Origin of the sequence: Helicobacter anseris (genome assembly GCF_003364335.1) — a bacterium.
Lineage (GTDB): Bacteria > Campylobacterota > Campylobacteria > Campylobacterales > Helicobacteraceae > Helicobacter_H > Helicobacter_H anseris.
The window spans coordinates 41,241-61,126 of the sequence record NZ_NXLX01000005.1 but is presented as its reverse complement, the minus strand read 5'-3'; the positions used below and the strand labels follow the sequence as shown (position 1 = coordinate 61,126).

22 protein-coding genes and 1 tRNA gene are annotated in these 19,886 nt (G+C 32.2%); 4 read left to right on the top strand and 19 right to left on the bottom strand.

Annotated features, from left to right (window positions below):
- Positions 1 to 17: 17 nt before the first annotated feature.
- From CQA57_RS03215 to pyrH, 3 genes are read right to left on the bottom strand one after another with little or no spacing between them, the layout of a single operon-like run.
- Positions 18 to 2,162, bottom strand: a complete 2,145-nt coding sequence (locus CQA57_RS03215; protein ID WP_211305534.1) for a RelA/SpoT family protein — start codon at positions 2,160 to 2,162, stop codon at positions 18 to 20.
- 7 nt (positions 2,163 to 2,169) lie between these two features.
- Positions 2,170 to 2,376: a DNA-directed RNA polymerase subunit omega gene (locus CQA57_RS03210; protein ID WP_115578795.1), complete on the bottom strand. Its 207-nt coding sequence runs from the start codon at positions 2,374 to 2,376 to the stop codon at positions 2,170 to 2,172.
- Between the two features lie 28 nt (positions 2,377 to 2,404).
- Positions 2,405 to 3,124 (bottom strand): UMP kinase, encoded by a 720-nt coding sequence (pyrH, locus tag CQA57_RS03205; RefSeq protein WP_115578794.1) that lies wholly within the window; start codon positions 3,122 to 3,124, stop codon positions 2,405 to 2,407.
- A gap of 206 nt (positions 3,125 to 3,330) precedes the next feature.
- Here pyrH and CQA57_RS03200 point away from each other — a divergent pair, with 206 nt between their 5' ends.
- The 3 genes from CQA57_RS03200 to ftsZ are packed head-to-tail and all read left to right on the top strand — an operon-like array spanning position 3,331 to position 7,344.
- A complete protein-coding gene (locus CQA57_RS03200) occupies positions 3,331 to 4,794 on the top strand; it encodes a peptidylprolyl isomerase (RefSeq protein ID WP_115578793.1) in 1,464 nt (487 codons plus the stop codon).
- 9 nt (positions 4,795 to 4,803) lie between these two features.
- Positions 4,804 to 6,186: a cell division protein FtsA gene (gene ftsA / locus CQA57_RS03195; protein WP_115578792.1), complete on the top strand. Its 1,383-nt coding sequence runs from the start codon at positions 4,804 to 4,806 to the stop codon at positions 6,184 to 6,186.
- 9 nt (positions 6,187 to 6,195) lie between these two features.
- Positions 6,196 to 7,344: a cell division protein FtsZ gene (ftsZ, locus tag CQA57_RS03190; protein ID WP_115578791.1), complete on the top strand. Its 1,149-nt coding sequence runs from the start codon at positions 6,196 to 6,198 to the stop codon at positions 7,342 to 7,344.
- Positions 7,345 to 7,413: 69 nt separating this feature from the next.
- Here the strand turns inward: ftsZ and rpoD are convergent, their stop codons facing one another.
- From rpoD to tatB, 16 genes are all read right to left on the bottom strand, one after another.
- On the bottom strand, positions 7,414 to 9,264 hold the full coding sequence (gene rpoD, locus CQA57_RS03185; protein ID WP_115578790.1) for an RNA polymerase sigma factor RpoD: 1,851 nt from the start codon (positions 9,262 to 9,264) through the stop codon (positions 7,414 to 7,416).
- Positions 9,264 to 10,052, bottom strand: a complete 789-nt coding sequence (locus tag CQA57_RS03180; protein WP_115578789.1) for a carbon-nitrogen hydrolase family protein — start codon at positions 10,050 to 10,052, stop codon at positions 9,264 to 9,266. Before CQA57_RS03180 ends, rpoD begins: the two co-directional genes overlap by 1 nt.
- Positions 10,049 to 10,243, bottom strand: coding sequence for an exodeoxyribonuclease VII small subunit (gene xseB / locus CQA57_RS03175; protein ID WP_115578788.1), 195 nt, complete (start codon positions 10,241 to 10,243; stop codon positions 10,049 to 10,051). Before xseB ends, CQA57_RS03180 begins: the two co-directional genes overlap by 4 nt.
- 12 nt (positions 10,244 to 10,255) lie before the next feature.
- Positions 10,256 to 11,641 (bottom strand): cation:dicarboxylate symporter family transporter, encoded by a 1,386-nt coding sequence (locus CQA57_RS03170; RefSeq protein ID WP_115578787.1) that lies wholly within the window; start codon positions 11,639 to 11,641, stop codon positions 10,256 to 10,258.
- Positions 11,642 to 11,643: 2 nt separating this feature from the next.
- Positions 11,644 to 12,366: a bifunctional demethylmenaquinone methyltransferase/2-methoxy-6-polyprenyl-1,4-benzoquinol methylase UbiE gene (ubiE, locus tag CQA57_RS03165; protein ID WP_115578786.1), complete on the bottom strand. Its 723-nt coding sequence runs from the start codon at positions 12,364 to 12,366 to the stop codon at positions 11,644 to 11,646.
- Positions 12,356 to 13,747, bottom strand: a complete 1,392-nt coding sequence (gene argH / locus CQA57_RS03160; RefSeq protein WP_115578785.1) for an argininosuccinate lyase — start codon at positions 13,745 to 13,747, stop codon at positions 12,356 to 12,358. Before argH ends, ubiE begins: the two co-directional genes overlap by 11 nt.
- An 11-nt stretch (positions 13,748 to 13,758) precedes the next feature.
- On the bottom strand, positions 13,759 to 14,205 hold the full coding sequence (hemJ, locus tag CQA57_RS03155; protein ID WP_245941842.1) for a protoporphyrinogen oxidase HemJ: 447 nt from the start codon (positions 14,203 to 14,205) through the stop codon (positions 13,759 to 13,761).
- A gap of 2 nt (positions 14,206 to 14,207) precedes the next feature.
- Positions 14,208 to 14,798: an IMPACT family protein gene (locus tag CQA57_RS03150; RefSeq protein ID WP_115578784.1), complete on the bottom strand. Its 591-nt coding sequence runs from the start codon at positions 14,796 to 14,798 to the stop codon at positions 14,208 to 14,210.
- Positions 14,795 to 15,421: an META domain-containing protein gene (locus CQA57_RS03145; RefSeq protein ID WP_115578783.1), complete on the bottom strand. Its 627-nt coding sequence runs from the start codon at positions 15,419 to 15,421 to the stop codon at positions 14,795 to 14,797. The genes CQA57_RS03150 and CQA57_RS03145 overlap by 4 nt, the downstream gene beginning before the upstream one ends.
- 72 nt (positions 15,422 to 15,493) lie before the next feature.
- Positions 15,494 to 15,581, bottom strand: a tRNA-Ser gene (locus CQA57_RS03140).
- Positions 15,582 to 15,631: 50 nt separating this feature from the next.
- Positions 15,632 to 16,006 (bottom strand): hypothetical protein, encoded by a 375-nt coding sequence (locus tag CQA57_RS03135; protein WP_115578782.1) that lies wholly within the window; start codon positions 16,004 to 16,006, stop codon positions 15,632 to 15,634.
- Positions 16,003 to 16,212 (bottom strand): PP0621 family protein, encoded by a 210-nt coding sequence (locus CQA57_RS03130; RefSeq protein ID WP_115578781.1) that lies wholly within the window; start codon positions 16,210 to 16,212, stop codon positions 16,003 to 16,005. The genes CQA57_RS03135 and CQA57_RS03130 overlap by 4 nt, the downstream gene beginning before the upstream one ends.
- The gene (gene rsmG, locus CQA57_RS03125; protein ID WP_115578780.1) at positions 16,200 to 16,739 is read right to left on the bottom strand and encodes a 16S rRNA (guanine(527)-N(7))-methyltransferase RsmG; all 540 of its coding nucleotides are present in this window, start codon (positions 16,737 to 16,739) and stop codon (positions 16,200 to 16,202) included. The genes CQA57_RS03130 and rsmG overlap by 13 nt, the downstream gene beginning before the upstream one ends.
- The gene (queA, locus tag CQA57_RS03120; protein WP_115578779.1) at positions 16,736 to 17,752 is read right to left on the bottom strand and encodes a tRNA preQ1(34) S-adenosylmethionine ribosyltransferase-isomerase QueA; all 1,017 of its coding nucleotides are present in this window, start codon (positions 17,750 to 17,752) and stop codon (positions 16,736 to 16,738) included. Before queA ends, rsmG begins: the two co-directional genes overlap by 4 nt.
- Before the next feature lie 5 nt (positions 17,753 to 17,757).
- On the bottom strand, positions 17,758 to 18,483 hold the full coding sequence (gene tatC, locus CQA57_RS03115; RefSeq protein ID WP_115578778.1) for a twin-arginine translocase subunit TatC: 726 nt from the start codon (positions 18,481 to 18,483) through the stop codon (positions 17,758 to 17,760).
- Positions 18,476 to 18,922, bottom strand: a complete 447-nt coding sequence (gene tatB / locus CQA57_RS03110; protein ID WP_115578777.1) for a Sec-independent protein translocase protein TatB — start codon at positions 18,920 to 18,922, stop codon at positions 18,476 to 18,478. Before tatB ends, tatC begins: the two co-directional genes overlap by 8 nt.
- Positions 18,923 to 19,039: 117 nt before the next feature.
- Here tatB and CQA57_RS03105 point away from each other — a divergent pair, with 117 nt between their 5' ends.
- Positions 19,040 to 19,885, top strand: a complete 846-nt coding sequence (locus CQA57_RS03105; RefSeq protein ID WP_115578776.1) for a fumarate hydratase — start codon at positions 19,040 to 19,042, stop codon at positions 19,883 to 19,885.
- The last annotated feature ends 1 nt before the right edge of the window (position 19,886 follow it).

Here is a 19,886-nt window from a genome sequence, read left to right as displayed (position 1 = left end):
TTTTGCATCAAACCTCCTTAATCCTGATAAGCATCTTGCATATTTTCAAAATCAATAATCTTATATTGATTAAACAAAATATCTTTTATATTCTTAACATACTTTTTTTCTGTTTCAAAAATAATTTCACAATGCACTAGAAACTGATTCTTATATGCCGCATAATTTAAACCTGTAATATTACAGTTATTTTGCGCAAGAGTAGTTAAAAACTTCGCAATACTTCCTTTTTTATCCTCAAGAGCAACCACAACCCTAAATGATGGCAATTTATCTTGTACCCATTCTACCAAAACAATCGCTGAACCTTTGTGTATTTCTTCAAACAATCTATCACAAAGCTTATGATGGACAACCACACGCTGATTGCTATAAACCCCCAAAATCTCATCACCATATTTTGGATGACAACAACAATCAAACAAAACCTCATTAACCCCTTTTGTTGAGTAAATCACAAATCTCTCTACAACAAAACTTTTAAGTTTGATTAGATTAAAACGCCATTTTGCAAACAATCCTTTATTCTCAAAAACTTTTGCTTTTATATTTTCTATTGTTTCAAATAAAAAATTTTTATCGTGTGTAATCTTCCAAAGATTCTGAGTAGCAATACCCTTGATTGCCAAAAATCTCTCAAATGCCTTATGGTGTTTATTAAAAAAACTAGCAAGCATATTGATAGCACTCTTTTTTTCAATATCTCTAATACGATTTTGTCTTTGAGCTTTTAAACAACTCTTTGCACGAGATGTTTTTACCTCATCAATCCATGTATACTTTGGTAATGCATTTTTATTTGTCACAATTCGCACAATATCTCCACTTTTAAGCGTTTGCAACAAAGATGCTTTTTGATTATTGATATATGCTTTAGAAGCATTATCTCCTATTTCTGTATGCACCGCATAGGCAAAATCCAGCACAACAGCACCAACAGGCAAAGTATAAGTATCTCCTGCTGGTGAAAAAACCACAATATCTTCTTGATAAAGATCATTTTTTGCAAGTTCATAAAACTCTTCAATAGAGTGATTTTGATATTCAAAATTGTGCAACCAGTCCATATTTGGAGCCAAGCCACCACTCTTATATTTCCAATGTGCTGCAACCCCATATTGCGCACTTTTATGCATATCGAATGTTCGAATCTGTATCTCATACACTAGAGATTGATCAAAGAGTGTTGTATGGATAGTTTGATAACCATTTTCTTTTGGTAATGCAATATAATCCTTAAATCTTGACATGATAGGCTTAAAAGTCCTATGCATCAGCCCCAAAACCCTATAGCAACTTAAATCATCTTTTACAATTACTCGTATCGCAAGTAAATCCAATACTTCATCGATACTAACGCCCTTTCTTTGCATTTTCAAATAAATAGAATAAGGTCTTTTAACTCTGCTTTCAATCTTAAAATCATTTTCCAAGAAACCATTTTTTAATAATAAGCTTTGGATTTTTTCAATAAACTGATGCAGTCTTAAGGCAAAAGGCTGATTATTTTTTTCTAAGTAGTCCTTAATTTTTTGATAATCTTGAGGAAATAAATAATAAAAACCCCTATCTTCCAGTTCATTTTTAATCGAAGAGATTCCTAAACGATGTGCTATAGGAGCATAAACAACCAAAGTTTCTTCAGAAATACTTTTTTGCTTTTTTTCATTTAGCGCAGATAATGTAAGCATATTATGCAATCTATCGCTTATTTTTATAACCAATGCTCTAGAATCTTTTACAGCAGCAATAAGCATTTTTCTAAAAGACAAAGCAGTAGTTAAAAGCTTCTCGGAAGTCTTGGTATTTAATTCTTCTTTGCGTACTTCAGAAATTTTTGTCAAAGCATCAACAAGATTAGCAACATCATCACCAAAAGTTTCCCTCAAAACATCAATTTGATATTCAGTATCTTCAACTACATCATGCAGCAATGCAGCACAAATCATAGCCTCATCACCGCCATAAAAAGCAACAATACTTGCTACACAAATAGGATGAATTACATAGGGTTCGCCACTTTTTCTTTTTTGATTCTTGTGATATTTTATGGCAACATCTAAAGCACCTTGAATCTTAAGGGTAACATCTGCAACCCTATGAAGCATATCAATAGCATCTTGAATCTTGTCAATCTTTTTAAGATTGTTAAAAAAATCCAATGAAGTATTACCCTATTTTTTCTAAATTGATTTTTCCTTCTGCAATTTCCATCATCGCAATATCTGATAATTTTTCTACTTTTATATTTACATCAACTAGAGGTTTTGCACCATTTTCTAATTGTTTAACACGAGCAAAAACCATATTTGCCAATACATACCTATCATCTGATGTCTTCTCTAAAGCCTTTGCAACGATTTCTTCCATTCTCATTTCATTCTCCTTGATTTTTTAATGTATTTTATTTCACAATCGAACATATACCAGCATTATCTCTGATAATTTCTAACAAATTCTTTTCCCTAAACATATTGCACACAACAATTGGAAGACGATTGTCTTTAGCAAGCGCAATTGCCGTATCATCCATAACTTTGATATGTTCTTGCATTGCTTCATCATAGCTTAAAACATCTAACTTTTTAGCATCTTCAAATTTATTTGGATCTTTTGTATAAACACCATCAACTTTTGTTGCCTTAATAATCATATCCGCACCAATTTCAACAGCTCTAAGCGTAGCAGCAGTATCAGTTGTAAAAAATGGATTTCCTGTTCCAGCACCAAAAATAACAATGCGTCCTTTCTCAAGATGCCTAATAGCCTTACGATAAATATAACTCTCACAAATCTCTTTAATTTCTAGTGCACTTTGAACACGAACATCTAGCCCAATATGCTCTAATGCCTCCTGCATTGCCACAGCATTAATAACAGTTGCTAGCATCCCCATATAATCACCACTTGTACGTCTAATAATACCCCCAGCTGAAGCAGTTACCCCCCTAATAATATTCCCTCCACCAATCACAATGCCTACTTCAATATTATTTTCAACTAAAAGCTTTATCTCACCTGCAATATAGCGCAAAATCTCAGAATCTATCCCAAAGCCATTGGCACCAGCCATAGCTTCACCAGAAAACTTTACTAAAACCCGTTTAATTTCTCCATTTCTCATTTAAAGCACTTCCTTAAAAATCCTAGTTTTTCCTAAAATACAGCAAACCAAATTATTCTAGAAATTATACTATAAAACCTAACATCATTGCAATGCATTGAAACTAAGTATCTATTTTTGCACATTTTTTCATTCAGTTGCTTAGGGTTTTTGTTATAATCACAACATCAAAAATTGGGAAAATTTCAAGAATTTAAGGTAATTTGATGTTGGAATGGATGCAAAAACATAAAAAATATCTAGTTGTGACTATTTGGATTAGTGTCATTGCACTTATCTCAGCTGGAATGGTTGGATGGAATCCAAGTGGCTTTTCGCTCACTGGAGATAATATAGCCAAAGTAGGAAAAATTAAAATAAACCAGCAAGAATTTCAAAATTCTTATCAAAGAGTTTTTAACGAATATAATCAACTTCTTGGCGGTCAGCTAGATCTAGAACAAGCCAAATCTTTTGGTATTGAACAAATTGCACTCCGACAACTCATACAAAAAGCACAATTACAAAATTTTGCATATGATCTTGGCTTACGCGTCAGCAATCAAGAAGTAATCACGACAATTACTCAAGATAAAACTTTTTTCTCAAATCAAGGTATATTTGATGAACAAATCTATCGCAGACTTTTGAAAGAAAATAATTTATCTATAAAATTCTTTGAACAATCCATCAAAGATGCCCTACTCATTCAAAAACTTCTCACATTATTTTCACCCAATATCACAGAATTAGAACAAAAAACTATTGGATCAACAATTCAGCTAACAGATACTATTGAATATAAAATGATAGAAACTTCTCCATTAAAACAAAAGATTACTTCTCAGCAAATTCAAGATTTTTGGGAAAAAAATAAAGAACAGTATAAAAAAGATGCTGAAGCCAAAATTAAAGCTGTCTTGATAGATATCAGACAACAACCTTTTACACTTAAGGATTTACAACAATTCTACAATGAAGACAAAACACTTTATCTTAATGAAAATGGAGAATTACCATCTTTTGAGAAAGTCAAGGAAAAAGTGCAATATGATTTTCAATTACAAGAAGCAAAAAAGCAAGCTATAAAAATGAATCAAAAACTTAAAGAAGAAGGATTTTCTAACTTAAAATCTCAAGAGATAGTAATTTCTATCAATCAGAATATTAGCGAAGAATTGAGCAATCAGCTAAGCAATACTCCTGAAAATGGATTTATAAAGCCAACTCTTTATAATGAAAATTTCTACATTATAGGCGAAATACTTAATTTTAAACCTCAAAGCATTAAAACCCTTCAGGAAGCAAAAAAAGAAGTCGTAAGCACATTGGAAAAATCTCTTCAATTTGAAGAACTAAAAGAAGAAGCGCAAAAACAATTAGACTCTTTTAGTGGAAAGGTGATAACAATCAACAACTTAAATCCTATATCCATAGAAGAGTTGGATAAGAATCAAGTGCAATTTATCATACATCAAATATTTGCTTCACAAAACACCCAAGGTATTATAATGCTAGATTCCAGAGCCTTTCTTTATCGGATTACCAAGCAAGTTTTACCTCAAGATATACCGGACAATTTAATAAAATTGGTTCAAGATACAAAATCTCAATTTATTGACAAAACTCTTATGCATTTTCTTGAAAATAAGTATCCGGCAAAAATCTATAATAAACAAATCTTTAAATAGGAGCAAACATTGGATAATAAAATTTTAGCAATTGATATTGGTTCAAGTAAAATTTGCGTTGCCATAGCAGAAATAAGAAATGAAGAGCCAAAAATTATAGGTTTTGGAACACAAAAATCACAAGGGATTAAAAAAGGCACTATTGTAAATATAGAATTAGCAAGTCAAGCAATTAGAAATGCACTTATTGATGCCAAAAGAATGGCTGATGCAGAAAATATCACTAAAGCGATCGTATCCATTTCTAGTTCCTATACAAAAAGTTTAGATAGCTCTGGTGTCGTAAGCATAGCAAATGGTGGAGAAATTACAATAAAAGAAATCAGTCGTGCACTAGAAACTGCATTATACAATTCAACAATCCCCACAGAATGTGAGGTTATCCATATACTACCTTATAAATTCAAACTAGATGATCAAGATTTCATAGAGGATCCTGATGGAATGACTGGTTCAAGATTGGAGGTTTTTACTCATATCATTACTGCAAAAAAAGCGATTTTAGAAAATCTTAAAAAAGTAGTAAGGCTTGCTGGTGTTGAAGTAGAAAATATTGTCTTATCTCCTTATGCCTCTTCTATTGCTACATTGCTTGAAGATGAAAAAGAATTAGGAGTTGCTTGTATTGATATGGGTGGAAGCACTTGTGAAACAATGATTTACTTAGGTAGTTCTATGCGTTATAACCACTTTTTGGGCGTAGGATCTCAACATATTACAAGCGATATAGCTGAGGCTATCCATACCTCTATCTCCGCAGCAGAAGAAATCAAAATCAAATACGCTGATCCTAAATATGATGAAAATGATGAAATGAATGGGAAAAGCTTAGAGGTTCCATCTATGGGCACAACAAAAAAACATCATGTTTCTTTGGCCGCTATACAAAAAGTCGTGAGTATGCGTGTTGTTGAAACTTTTAATATTCTTTCACAGGCTATCAAAAGAAGTGGCTTAGAGGATCAAATTGGTACTTTGGTTCTAACTGGCGGTATGTCAAAAATGACAAATATTCTAAAAATTGCTGAAGTATTCTTTAGAATTCCTATCCGTATTGCAAAGCCTATTGCTATTGATAGCGTGCTACCAGAAGCCTTGCAAGATGAAAGCAATGCAACCATCATAGGGCTCATTCTTTATGGTATGGGCAAACACACAAATTATGAGAGAGATTCTCAAAAAAATATACGCTATAAAAAATGTCGCAATGTACACAATTTAGAACTCTCAAAAAACGATGAAATCAGCCATACCGACTTAAGAAACCTTGGTGGCAATTTCAAAAAAAGTGAAGAAAGTGTAGAAAAAATTGATATAATAGTTGCTCAAAATCAAAAAGATGATAGCAAAGTATTACAGTTTATAAAAAAAATAGCCAATAAAATTTTCTAAAGGACTAGCATGATTCAAGGACAAATGCAATTTGACTTAAAAGAAATCCCAAATACCGCTGGAGCAAAAATTGTTGCTGTTGGCGTAGGAGGGGGTGGCTCCAATATGATTGCACATCTTATTAATACTGGCACACATGATGCCATCACACTCATTGCAGCAAATACAGATATCCAACATCTCAATAATTCTCCAGCAAAAAATAAAATAAAGCTAGGAGAAAAACTTACAAAAGGTTTAGGTGCAGGAATGCTTCCGGAAGTGGGTAAAGAATCTGCACAAGAAAGTTATGAGGATATTAAAGCAGCATTACAAGGTGCAGATATTGTATTTGTATCTGCTGGACTTGGTGGAGGAACTGGAACTGGAGCAGCTCCAGTAGTAGCACAAGCAGCACAAGAAGTTGGTGCACTTACTATTGCTGTGGTTACAAAGCCTTTTTTGATGGAAGGTAATAAAAGAAGCAAAATTGCAGAAGAAGGATTGAAGGAGCTTAGAAAACATAGCGATGGAATTGTGGTTATTCCTAATGATAAACTTCTAACAATTATTAGTAGAAGCACAGGTATTAAAGAAAGTTTTAGGGAAGTTGATGCAATCTTAGCAAGAGCTGTAAATGGTATTTCTAATATTATTTTAGGATATGGTGAAAATGATATCAATACGGATTTTGCTGATTTAAGAACCGTAATGAAGCACAGGGGATTAGCTCTAATGGGTATTGGGGAAGCTCAAGGAGAAGATTCTGCCTCTGAAGCTGTAAAAAAAGCCATTGAATCCCCTCTTTTTGATAATCTTTCTATCAAAGGTGCTAAAGGAGTATTGCTTAGTTTTGAGATGCATCCAGATTATCCTTTACACGAAATACATCAAGCTTTAAGCCATGTAAGAGAAGCTGCTAGCGAGGATGCTGATATTATTTTTGGAACTCATACAATTTCTGATATGTCAAAAGATCAATTAAAAATTACGATTGTTGCCACTGGATTTGAAAAAGAGGTAATAAATAACACTACACAACCATCACAAAAAATACAAGAACCTACATTTTTTACCCAACAAATTGATACAAGCACCATTGTAAAAATTAGTGGTGGTGAAGATTTTGATACAGAAGATCTTGATAAACCAACTTGGATGAGAAAAAGACAAGATTAATAATTAAAATAAACACAAGGGAGAACCCCTCCCTCTACCCTCTCTCAAATTTTCCCCCTCTGTATTTTTTTATTCTTCAATGTAATTTTTCAATTTACGCCCAACTTTTGGATGTTTCAACTTTTTAATTGCACTAGATTCTATCTGCCTTACTCTCTCTCTTGTAACATTTAGCTCTTTGCCAATTTCTTCAAGCGTTCTATCACTTTCATCATCTAGTAACCCAAAACGCATGCGAATAACCGCTCGTTCTCTATCATTTAACTGTTCTAAAACTTCAAAAATTTGCGCTCTTAAATCCTCTTTCATAATTTGATCCATAGCATTTGCGGAATTCTTATCTTCTACAAAATCTCCAAATTTACCATCTTCATCACTACCTATTGGAGCCTCTAGACTAATAGGCTCTTTTGTAATTTTTATTACATGCTTAACCTTATCAACACTCAATCCCACCTCTTGTGCAATTGTTTCTACATCTGGCTCTTTACCTGTCTCTTGAATATACTTTCTCATAATTTTATGAATTCTATTGATAGTTTCTATCATGTGGATTGGTATTCTAATTGTGCGCGCTTGATCTGCAATTGCTCTAGAAATGGCCTGCCTAATCCACCAAGTAGCATATGTAGAAAATTTATAGTTACGCTTATAATCAAATTTATCCACGGCTTTCATTAAGCCGATATTTCCTTCTTGTATCAAATCCAAGAAAGGCAATCCTCTATTGGTATAACGCTTTGCTATACTAACAACTAGACGCAAATTTGATTTTGCCATTTTATTTTTTGCTTTATCAGAAATAAGCTTTCCACGTTTGATTTGCTCTAAAATTTCTTTTAACTTTTCTGGATCCAAATCAAAACCACCCTCACTAGCTTCTCGTGTCTGAAAAAGTTTTTTAATATCCATATACACATTCACCATGGTTGCCTCTGGAACAGATGCTAAAATATCATCTCTTGTCATATTTGTAATATTTGAAAGTATTTTTTGGTGATTTTGAACTAGCATTTCATTAAAAAGAGGTAGTCGATATTCTAAGCGTTTTAACTCTTTCTCAAAACCATCATCACTCTTAAGACTATTTTCCATGGCCTTAACTAATTCTGTAATCAATTTACTTGTTGGACCCAAATCTAAAAGTTTTTCTTTGAGTATTTGCTGCTTATGTGCAAGACCTAAAACATAAATCCACTCATCTTCTTCCTCATTCTTTTGAGCTTCCAAAAATTTCAACCAATCTTTTTTTGCAAGATCTAAAGCTTTAAAACTCTCTAAAACTTTTTCAACCCTTTTTTGATCTTTTTTTGATATAGGTTTTTTACCATCCTCATCGCCATCCTCATCCTCATCATCATCTACACTTGTATCTCCAGAACTCTCCTCATCCTCATCATCAAAACTTTTAAATAATTCTTTAACTCTTCTTTCTCTATTGATTAAAGCTTCGCGATAATCATAAATAAAATCAATTAAGTAAGGAACTGAACAAATAGCATCAAGTATTATATTTTCTCCTAATTCAATTTGCTTGCTCAATTCAACTTCATCTTCTTTTGTTAATAACTCAATTTGCCCCATTTCTCTTAAATACATACGAACAGGACTATCGCTTCTGCTCCATTCAAGCAGCTCTCTTTCTTTCATAAGATCAAATTCATTATTTAATTCTTCGTCTAAAAATCTTTTCTTTTCCTCTGCTTGACGGATTCTATCTTTTGTATTTAGCTTTTTTGCAAGTTCAGATGAGCTTATGAGTTTTACTTCATATTTTTCGCACAATTCTCTTATTTTTTTCACCTGAGCAATGGTAGGCATTTTGCTCAAAATTTCTGCAATTTTCTCAAAGGATAAAAAATCCCCCTTATTATCCTCAAAAATAGCTTCTAGCTTTTGATTAACATCTTTTGTTGCCATCATTTCTCCTTTATATTTCTTTTTCTAAAACCCCACTCTACAGCCTGTGCATCCAAATCATTCTTATCAATTTCTATGTATGCAACACTTTCTTTATGATCCAATTTTTCTTCAATTTCTGCATTGGGATTTACCACTAGACTTTCCCCGTAGAAATCAAATTCCCTATCTTCTAAAACTACTTTTCCTACACGATTTATGCGAACTACAAGGCAACTATTACAAAATGCTCTGCTTCTACATAACATTTGCCATCTCTCGTGGCTATTAAGGGTTGATGCTGTTGGAATCAAAACTATATCGACATCTTTATCTTTTAACTTTAACCATAATGCATCAAAATGCAACTCAAAACCAAATAAAACCGCAATCTTAAAACCATTTTTTTCAAAAATCAGAGGTGTTTTAAGAGTTTTAACTTTCGGATTATCAAAAAAAATCTCTTCATTCCAATGAGGGTAATTGATAAGTTTTTGTTGCATATAAAATTGTGTTTTTTTAGAATCAATAACTGCAATCTTTTTAAAAATCTTGCTTTCTTTAGCAATAATTAGTGGCATAACAATTGTAATTTTAAACGTTTTAGCAATTTTTTGTAAAAGCAAAATCTTTTGAGAGCTTAGTTGGGCGATCAATTCTTTAGATGTTTTTTGCAAGTCTGTAAAAAACAAATCAAAGGCATACTCACTAAACACTACCAAACTATCCCTCTGAAAATGTTTGAAGTAATTCATCAATGCGTTTTCTTTTAGGGGCAAAGTATTAGTCTGACAAATTGCAATCTTCAATTCTTATCCTTTAGAGTATTTTTAATTTCTTCGTATTCTAGTTGTGCTTTTTCCAACATTTCTTGCGCTTCATTTAATTGCTTCAATCCTTCTTTATAAAGAGAAACTCCATCTTTAAGATTCAAATCATTTGCATTTAACTTTGTTAGTATTTCTTTAATACACTCAATTTTCTCCTCAAAACTTTTCATACAAAATCTCCATTATGCATTAAAAACTTTCAAATTCAAAGTTTTTAATCCCTTATCTGTGCAAACTGCTGCAGTCATAGCACCAGAAACATTACTTGCCGTCCTTGCCATATCAATAATTGGATCAATTGCCAAAATAATACTCAAAAGCATAAAATATTCTCCAAAACCTATACCTGTAAGCATAATAGAAGCCGCCATTGTCGCACTACCTGGAATACCAGCAATGCCCAAAGAACCAAGAATTGCCATCAAAACAACCATTACTATAAATGAAAAATCTATCGGCACCCCCACGCTAAAAGCTATAAAAATAGCAACCATTGCTGGAAAATAACCTGCACACCCATTTAATCCAATAGTAGTTCCAATTGAAGCAACAAAATTAGCAACTCCGCCACTAACCCCCATCTTTTGTTGCAATGTAGAAATAGTTAAGGGTAAAGTCCCAACAGAAGATCTACTACTAAAAGCAAAAATCCAGACTGGAAGTGCTTTTTTTATAAAAATCAATGGATTTAACCCCTGAGAGGCAATCATTAAAATATGCACAATAAACATTGCAAACATGGCAATATAAATCAATACAACAAAACTAATTGCACTTTTTATTGCATCCATACCATTAGTTAATAAAACCTCTGCCATCATACATACAATAGCATAAGGCATAAATCTAATAATAAAAAGCGTGACATTCATTATAATTTGATGTAAGGCTAAAATAAATTTTTCAAAAACCTGATAAAAGTCTTTAGCCTGCTCTTCTTTTGCGATAGCTCTAGCACCAAAACCTATAACAAAACAGAAAAAAACCAAAGCAATTACATTGTTTTTTGACATAGAATCTATAATATTGCTCGGGATTAACCCTAATAATATCTGCATAATATTTTTTACTTCCCTAATCTCTCTTTGAGAATCAATATTTTGGATTTGAGCCCCCAAATCAAAAACCAAAGCCAAGCCAACACCTATAATAGCAGCAATACCTGTGCTAAAAAGTATCCAAAATAAAGAACGACCAAAAAGTTCTGCTATCTTTACGTCTTTATCAAGCTCTAAAAGTACTTTGATAATTGAAACACCTACAATAGGAATCACAAGCATTTTAATACAGGCTATAAAGGCATCTGCAAAAAAACCAAACCAATTTCTAACCTCAATTAACCAGACAATCTGAGAACTTGCTTCGCCATTAGGATATCCCGCAAAAAATTGCAAAATAAGGCCAAATAAAATGCCTCCAAAAAGACCTGTAAGCATTCTTATAGAAAAATCTATCTGCCTATTTTGCATCTTTTTGAGCAAATAAAAAAATGCAAAAAGACAAAATAAAACACCATAAGTTTGATATTCAGAGAGCATTAAAAAGTTTTGAAAAAAATTACTCTGCATTTTTATTCCTTAATAGCAATAATAAGTGTTGAAATATTTGCACTATAGCTCTTTATTATGTGCATTCTAAAACCATTTTTGCATAATTTTTCTACTAATACATCAGTACTTAAAAAATCTTGAATTGAATCTGGAAGATACTTATAGGCTTTATAATTTCGTGAAACTAGGCCGCCAATAATGGGCAATATTCTTTTTGTATAAAACTGTGCCAATCTATCTAAAATACCCTCACTTTCATTCTTGGTAAATTCTAATATTACCAACACACCATCCTTTTTTAATACTCTTGCAAATTCTACTAATGCTTGATCTATATCTACAACATTTCTAATACCATAAGCAATCGATAATATATCTACACTTTGATTCTTTAAAATTTTTAACTCCTGCGCTTGTGCCAAAAACAATTGTAATTTTTCTAAAAGAAGTAAATCTTTTAACTTATCTTTTGCGATTTCTAGCATACCACTTGACGGATCTATTCCGATGAATTTTACTTTTTTATCTTTTGTAAAATCCTGCCAATGTAAAATCATATCTCCTGTTCCACAAGCAATATCTGCAATCACCAAATCATTGCCTTTTTGCAATTCTAAAGCCTTCCTGCAAGCCTCCTTTCTCCAAGAAACATCAATTCCAAGACTTAATACACGATTTGTTAAATCATAGCTTGATGAAATTGCATCAAACATCTTAATAATTTGTTCTTGATTACTTTTCATTATAATGATTTATCCATTCTTGTAATGTCTCTATTTGTTTTTGTGTTTGAATACTTGCTGTACCTCCTATAGAATCTCTAGCATTCATAGAAGCCTCTAGATTTAAAACAGCTTTGACACCTTTTTTTATACGACTATCAAGACCAAGCATCTCTTCTTCATCCAACATACTGATATCTTGATTTTTTGATTCTGCATAGGCTACAATTTTTCCAGTAATATGATGCGCCTCTCTGAAAGCAATTCCACACTCTCTAACTAAAAAATCTGCTAAGTCAGTAGCACTTAAGTGCCCTACTTGAGCCATTCTAAGCATATTTTCTTTAGATATACTCATGGTGTTTAATACTTCATTTAATATTTCCAAAGACAAACTAATAGTTTCCACACTATCAAATACTCTTTCTTTATCTTCTTGAGTATCTTTATTATATGCAAAAGGTAAACCTTTCATCACACTTAAAAGCGCAAATAAATTTCCAAAAACTCTTCCGCTCTTTCCTCTTAACAACTCTGGCACATCTGGATTTTTCTTTTGAGGCATAATGGAGCTACCTGTAGCATAGGCATCTGAAATATCAATAAATTTAAACTCATAGCTACTCCAAAGAACAAGTTCTTCAGCAATTCTTGAAATATGCATAGCAATCATAGAAAGATCATAAAGCAAATCCAAAGCAAAATCCCTATCACTCACAGTATCCATAGCATTTAAAGTTGGAGCTATAAATCCTAAATCTTTTGCCATCATATCTCTATCATTTTTATATGGAGTTCCTGCCATCGCCCCAACACCAAGAGGCATATAATTATTCCTCGCATAGCTATTACTCAATCGCTCTAAATCTCTTTTAAAATTCATACACCAAGCAACAATATGAAACCCAAAATTAACTGGTTGAGCATGTTGCAAATGTGTCATACCGGGCATAATAGTATGTATATGATCTTTTGCAATTTCTAGGAGAGTTTGCATTAGAGTTATTAAAAGTTGCTGTATTTGTTGATTAGAATCCAATACATAAAGCCTAAAATCAAGAGCCACTTGATCATTTCTGCTTCTTGCGGTATGTAATTTTTTTCCCACCTCACCTATATCCCTAATCAAAGCACTTTCAATTGCCATATGAATGTCTTCATCTGCGATATCAAAATTAAAAAGATTATCTTGAATATCTTTGGCAATTCTATCAAGTCCCTGATGGATTAACATAAGCTCCTCTTCACTCAAAACTCCTATTTTGCAAAGCATTTTAGAATGTATCTTAGAGCCTAAGATATCATATTTCCAAAGCTTGTAATCAAAAGGAATAGACGCATTAAATTGTTCCAAAAGCTTTGTATTCTCAGCTTGGAATCTACCGCCCCATAATTTTGCCATAACTTCCCTCCCTAAAAACGCAATACAGCACAAACAACAATTACAATCAGCAAAATCGTAGGGATTTCATTATAAAAACGAAAAAATTTACCACTTCTTGGAGGAACAGAGCTTTTTTCAAATTTCTTAAGATAAAACCAGCAAGAATAATGATAAATCACCAATAAAATTACTGCTGTGAGTTTAATATGTATCCACATACCACTTTTAAAAATACTGATTGGATAAAATATCATCAATGCAATTCCGCTAATAAAAGTTCCAATCATCGCTGGCTGTGCAATCATATCAAACAATTTTTTTTCTTGAATTTTTACAACATCCAAAAAACCTTTGTTGGAAAAATGCTCACTATGATAAACAAAAAGTCTTGGCAAATAAAAAAGTGCTGCCATCCAAGATACAACAGAAATAATATGAAGAATTTTTAGAATATTAAAAAACATTACATTATCCATGACTAAGATACTCCTTTAAAATGCAATTCTTTGTATTGAGATTCAAATAACTCAAGTTTATCTTTTTGTGCATAAAGTCTCAATACCACATTATCCACTCCAAACTCTTCTTTTTGAAGGGAGATATCTAAAACTTTAGCGCAATATTCAACCCTACTTAATAAAGCATAAGGACAATGAATAATCCTTTGCTCTTGTATTAAAAAATCTTTTAGTTTATCTTTTGCTTCAGCTTCCTTTAAACAGCTAACAACTCCATTTGTATATGCCCTTACCAAACCACCAACACCAAGAAGAGTGCCTCCAAAATAACGAACAACAATAGCAGCAGTATTTACCATGTTATAACCCCTCAACACACTTAAAACAGGCATACCAGAACTTCCCTTTGGCTCTCCATCATCACTAAAACGCTCTAATATCTGTCCATCTTGAAAAAACCGATAAGCATATACAAAATGCACTGCCTTTGAATGCTCCAATCTTAACTGCATCATTCTCTCTTCAAAAAAACTAAAAGGGAAAACAAAACTTAAAAAAATAGATTTCTTACATTCAAAATTAGCAACTACTTCTTCTGTTATAATTTTCATCTTGCTTTTAAAAAAATCTGAACGTCTTTATTTTTAAGTATCATTGCTGTCTTGCCCTTTTTCTCCACAAAAAATATATTTTTTAGATTTCTAGCAAAGCGAAGTTCAAATCCCATAACCTGAGATGGGCTACATAACTTTCTTGTAATATTTACTTCATAAATCTCTATATTGTCTGCATCTTTCCAAGAATAGTCTGCAGAAAAATTATTACACGCAGCAACTCCAAAAATTTTACTCTGTTTGGTATCAAACCTTAGTGTAGATACCTCATCAATTTGAGCTAGTTCCTGTAGATCTTGCAAGGTATCCTCTTTTGTCTCTTGTTCATCGCTCTGTTGCAATAAACTACCTTGAGTATCAAAATCTTGCAAATTGCCCTCAGATGTATTATTTTCATCTTGTTGTGCTTCTTGATTCTCTTCCATTGTGTTTTTTTGTTGTTGCTGTAATTTTTGCAATGCCAATTCTTTCAGCTCTCCTAAAGCCAAATATTCTTTATTCTTAACAACAATCTTTTCTATTTCCCAATCATCTTGTGCAAAACTACCTTGAAAAATATTTAAAATAGAACAGCCCGTTAAGATAAGTGATGCAAAACCAAAAATAATCCACTTAACCACCAAAAACTCCAAAGTTATTTTTGCGGATTGTATCAAAAAGTAAATAAAGATAAGCTTATGTGTGTGAAAATATGGCGGAGAGAGAGGGATTCGAACCCTCGAAGGCTTGCACCTTACACGCGTTCCAGGCGTGCTCCTTCAACCACTCGGACATCTCCCCTTGATACCTGATTAAAGTTTAAGAAAGTAATTATAACACTGATTTTAAAATTAACAAAGCACTTGCTCAAATATTACCCCATCAATACCCATCTTTGCAATCTCTTCAATCTCTTCAATCTCTTCAATGATATATAAAATTTTTGTATCTAGCAAATAAGTTTCTGCTATTTTTTGATACTTTTCTGGAGACTTTTGCAACAAAACATACTTTGCCTTAAGGTTTGCATAAATTAAAAGATCTTTAATATTTTCAATTTTAACGGCATAAGGAACATTATTTTGCAAACAAAATCTAGATAAAAAAAACATTTTATCATCACTACTATCAAACCAAACTAGTCCTTGTGTGTTATCTATACCCTCAATATCTGAAATTTTAGAAAAACTCTCTGAAACAATAGGATAATAACCTATGATAATCATCTTCTATCCTTCTGAAAACATTCCTTAGAACAAAAACACTTATTTTGATAAACTATCCCTTCTTTTACACTAATAAAAGTTCCACATTCACTACACTCTACCATCATCTCTTCATTAGATTTTTTATTTTTCTTCAATCCTTTCTTATCCCTTAAAAAATACCACAATACTCCAACAACAATAGCAAATACAACTAAAAATCGCAAAACTCTTTCCTTTCATAAAAATAAATTCTTTGGTCATTATGAGGATACTTTTTTATATCACAGCAAATTTCATCCTCTAATTTTACACCTTTGTAAAATAAAAAATATCCATCTTGTTCCAAAAAATGCCCGCTGAGTTTAATCAGCTCTTTTGTAGCCATTAAAGCTCTTGAGGTAATCAAATCAACTCTAATTGCTTTATCCATATCCTGTATTCTCTTTTTGCAAACTACAACATTGCATAAACCTATTTCTGTGCAAATATATTGCAAAAAAGCACTTCTTTTTTTTCTAGGCTCCACTAAAAAAAACTCTTGATCTGGATTTTTAATGGCCAAAGGAATTGCAGGGAAACCAGCCCCACTTCCAATATCCATACACTTACTAAATGGCTGTATAAAATCTAAGGGATAGATACTATCTAAAATATAGTTTTCAATCAATGCTTTATCTAAATTACCTCCAAGATTATGAATACAATTCCACTCAAGCAATAAATTTGTAAAATCTTCTAATTTTGTGCTCATAAAATCAACATTCCATCGCCATAAGAATAGAATCGATACTGATGTTTTATTGCTTCATCATAAAGCCACATACAAGTATCCAAACCCACCATTGAGCTTACAAGCATAATAAGAGAAGATTTTGGCAAATGAAAATTTGTTAAAAGAGCGGAAGTTTTAATAGGAGGATTGCCCAAATGCAAAAAAATATCACACTCACCCTCATATTCCTCATCTCCTATTCTTGCAAGAAACTCAACAGATCGCATTGCGGTTGTGCCTACACATATAATAGATTTGGCTTTCTTAATGCTATCAATACTTTGTTTAGAAGCCAAAAGGGTTTCACTATGAATTTTATGCTCTCTGATATCCTTACTTTCAACACTAGCAAAAGTTCCAGCACCAACATGCAAAGTCAAAAAAACTTTTTTATAATGTTCTAAAACATATCGCATCATAGATTCAGAAAAATGCAATGATGCCGTAGGAGCTGCAACTGCACCATAATTTTTTGCAAAAACACTTTGATATTCCTCTATATCCAATTGTTCATCTTCTCTTTTAATATACGGGGGTAATGGAACATGACCGATAAGATCGCACATTTTAGATATTTCAAATATTTCTTGATTCAAATGAAAACAACGCACCAAGCGATATCCATCTTCAAATAATTTACAAACTTTTATATAAAAATTTTGATCCAAAATAATAATATCATCGACCTTTATTTTCCCTCTGATTTGAACCAAAAAACCATCGCTTATTTTTTTATGAAATAAAACTTCAACTTTTGCACCTGTTGTTTTTTTGCCAAAAACCCTTGCTTTAATTACTTTTGTGTCATTAAATACAAAAAGATAGTCTTTTGGCACAAAATCAAACAAATATTTAAAACTTGTATGAACTATTGTTTTATCTTTCCTATTAAAAACTAAGAGCCTTGCATCTTCCTTTGGAGATACAGGATATTTTGCTATCAAATCTACTGGAAGATGATAGTCATAGCTTTTTAAATCAAATTCTCTCAAAAAATTTAACCTTTTTTTGCTTCAGGATTTACCATCTTAACAATCAAAATTGAGAATCCATAAAGCAGTATAAGAGGTAATGCCATAAAAATCTGAGATAAAACATCAGGAGGAGTAACGATTGCTGCAACAATAAAAATCAAAACAACAGCATACTTAAAATTTTTTGTTAGTGTTTTATCTGTAATCAAATCAATTTTTGCCAAAAAGAACGCCAAAACAGGCAATTCAAAAGCAATCCCAAAACCCAATACAAAACGCGTAAAAAAAGTTACATAATTAGCAGCTGTAATATTTGCAACAAATTCATCATTACCAAACATCAAGATATATTTTAAAGCATAAGGAAAGGCAACAAAATAAGAAAAAACAACCCCTATTGCAAACATAGAACTACCAAAAAAGACAAATGGCAATACCACTTTCTTCTCGTGCTTATAAAGACCTGGGGCTACAAATTCCCAGATTTGCCAAAAAATAACAGGTATAGAAATTCCAAGTGCAGCAAAAAAACTTACTTTCATTGCTACAATAATTCCCTCTGCTGGAGCAGTCTGTATTAACATACCTTGAATTTGATGTTCAAATGCTAATTCAAGGGGCTTTTTAATAAATTCAAAAACCTCACGCCAAAAACTAAAACATAAAATAAAAAATACCACTAATGTTCCCACAGAAATTACTAAACGCTTACGCAAATCTTGAATATGTGGCTTTAAATCTTCAAACATCTTTTGCCTCTTTCTTTTTAAAACTTGTAGTTTTACCTATTTTTGGTTTAACTGTTGTTTTTTTATTCTTTGGATTTTGTTTTGCTTCTTGAGCATGTGATTCTATCTGCACTTCATTGTTATTGGATTTTTGCTCTACTTCTAGATTCTCTTTGCTTTTATATTCATCAAACATTGTATCAATGTCTGAAAGTTGCACATCTTTTGTCACAGAATCAACACTATCTTCAAACTGCTTTTTATATTCTAGGGCTTCTTTTTTGATTTCACTAATCTGCAATTCTTTATCAAAAGTTTCTTTAGCTTCATTAAGTGTTTTTTTCACTACCTTAAAAAATTTTACGATATCTACAATAAGTTTTGGTAATTTATCTGGCCCAAGAAAAATAATTGCCACAACCAAAACAACTAAAACTTCAAAAATGCTAAAACCAAACATAGAAATTAAACTCCAAATCCCTACTTTAAAAAATAAAGTAAAATATCTTTTTAGTATTTTATAACATTATTTGATACATTTTTCAAAAATGCTATATAATCCCCAAAAAGGATTTTAATGAAAGAAATCTCTTGCACACTTATTACACAAACGATTAAAAAACTATGCATAGATGCTTGTTGTATCCAAACCCCTGATATTAAAAATGCCTTTTTACTTGCACAACACACAGAAACTTCTCCTCTTGGAAAAAATATCATAGACACCTTGATTGAAAATGCAAAAATTGCAAAAAATAAAATGATGCCAATTTGCCAAGATACAGGTATGTGTGTTATTTTTGCTAAAGTAGGACAAGATGTTAGAATTATTGATGGGGATTTTGAAGAAGCGATACAAAAGGGTGTGGCTTTGGGATATACTGATGGTTTTTTGAGAAAATCTGTAGTCAATGAGCCATTGTTTGAAAGAAAAAATACAAAAGATAATACTCCTGCAGTTATTTACACACAAATAGTAAGGGGTAATAATATAGATTTTATTGTTGCGGCAAAGGGTTTTGGTAGTGAAAATAAAAGTATTTTAAAAATGCTTGTCCCTGCAGATGGGATAGATGGTGTTAAAAAAATATTTTTAGAAGCCATAAAACTAGCAGGACCAAATGCCTGCCCTCCTATGGTGATTGGGGTGGGCATTGGAGGAACAATAGAAAAAGCAGCCATCCTAGCAAAACAAGCTGCTATACGCCCAATAGATTCCAAAAATCCTCATCCTTTGTATGCGCAACTTGAAGAGGATTTACTCCTATTGGCAAATCAAACAGGTATTGGGCCACAAGGTTTAGGAGGCAATACCACCGCTTTTGGAGTAAATATTGAGTGGTATCCTACGCACATTGCAGGTCTTCCTGTTGCCATCAATATAAATTGTCATGCAGCACGGCATGCACATGCGATAATCTAGG

Coding starts and splice junctions, on each gene's coding strand:
- CQA57_RS03210 (WP_115578795.1), bottom strand. CDS start 2,376: ATGAGAATGGAAGAAATCGTTGCAAAGGCTTTAGAGAAGACATCAGAT.
- pyrH (WP_115578794.1), bottom strand. CDS start 3,124: ATGAGAAATGGAGAAATTAAACGGGTTTTAGTAAAGTTTTCTGGTGAA.
- CQA57_RS03200 (WP_115578793.1), top strand. CDS start 3,331: ATGTTGGAATGGATGCAAAAACATAAAAAATATCTAGTTGTGACTATT.
- ftsZ (WP_115578791.1), top strand. CDS start 6,196: ATGATTCAAGGACAAATGCAATTTGACTTAAAAGAAATCCCAAATACC.
- rpoD (WP_115578790.1), bottom strand. CDS start 9,264: ATGGCAACAAAAGATGTTAATCAAAAGCTAGAAGCTATTTTTGAGGAT.
- xseB (WP_115578788.1), bottom strand. CDS start 10,243: ATGAAAAGTTTTGAGGAGAAAATTGAGTGTATTAAAGAAATACTAACA.
- CQA57_RS03170 (WP_115578787.1), bottom strand. CDS start 11,641: ATGCAGAGTAATTTTTTTCAAAACTTTTTAATGCTCTCTGAATATCAA.
- ubiE (WP_115578786.1), bottom strand. CDS start 12,366: ATGAAAAGTAATCAAGAACAAATTATTAAGATGTTTGATGCAATTTCA.
- argH (WP_115578785.1), bottom strand. CDS start 13,747: ATGGCAAAATTATGGGGCGGTAGATTCCAAGCTGAGAATACAAAGCTT.
- hemJ (WP_245941842.1), bottom strand. CDS start 14,205: ATGGATAATGTAATGTTTTTTAATATTCTAAAAATTCTTCATATTATT.
- CQA57_RS03150 (WP_115578784.1), bottom strand. CDS start 14,798: ATGAAAATTATAACAGAAGAAGTAGTTGCTAATTTTGAATGTAAGAAA.
- CQA57_RS03135 (WP_115578782.1), bottom strand. CDS start 16,006: ATGATTATCATAGGTTATTATCCTATTGTTTCAGAGAGTTTTTCTAAA.
- rsmG (WP_115578780.1), bottom strand. CDS start 16,739: ATGAGCACAAAATTAGAAGATTTTACAAATTTATTGCTTGAGTGGAAT.
- tatC (WP_115578778.1), bottom strand. CDS start 18,483: ATGTTTGAAGATTTAAAGCCACATATTCAAGATTTGCGTAAGCGTTTA.
- tatB (WP_115578777.1), bottom strand. CDS start 18,922: ATGTTTGGTTTTAGCATTTTTGAAGTTTTAGTTGTTTTGGTTGTGGCA.
- CQA57_RS03105 (WP_115578776.1), top strand. CDS start 19,040: ATGAAAGAAATCTCTTGCACACTTATTACACAAACGATTAAAAAACTA.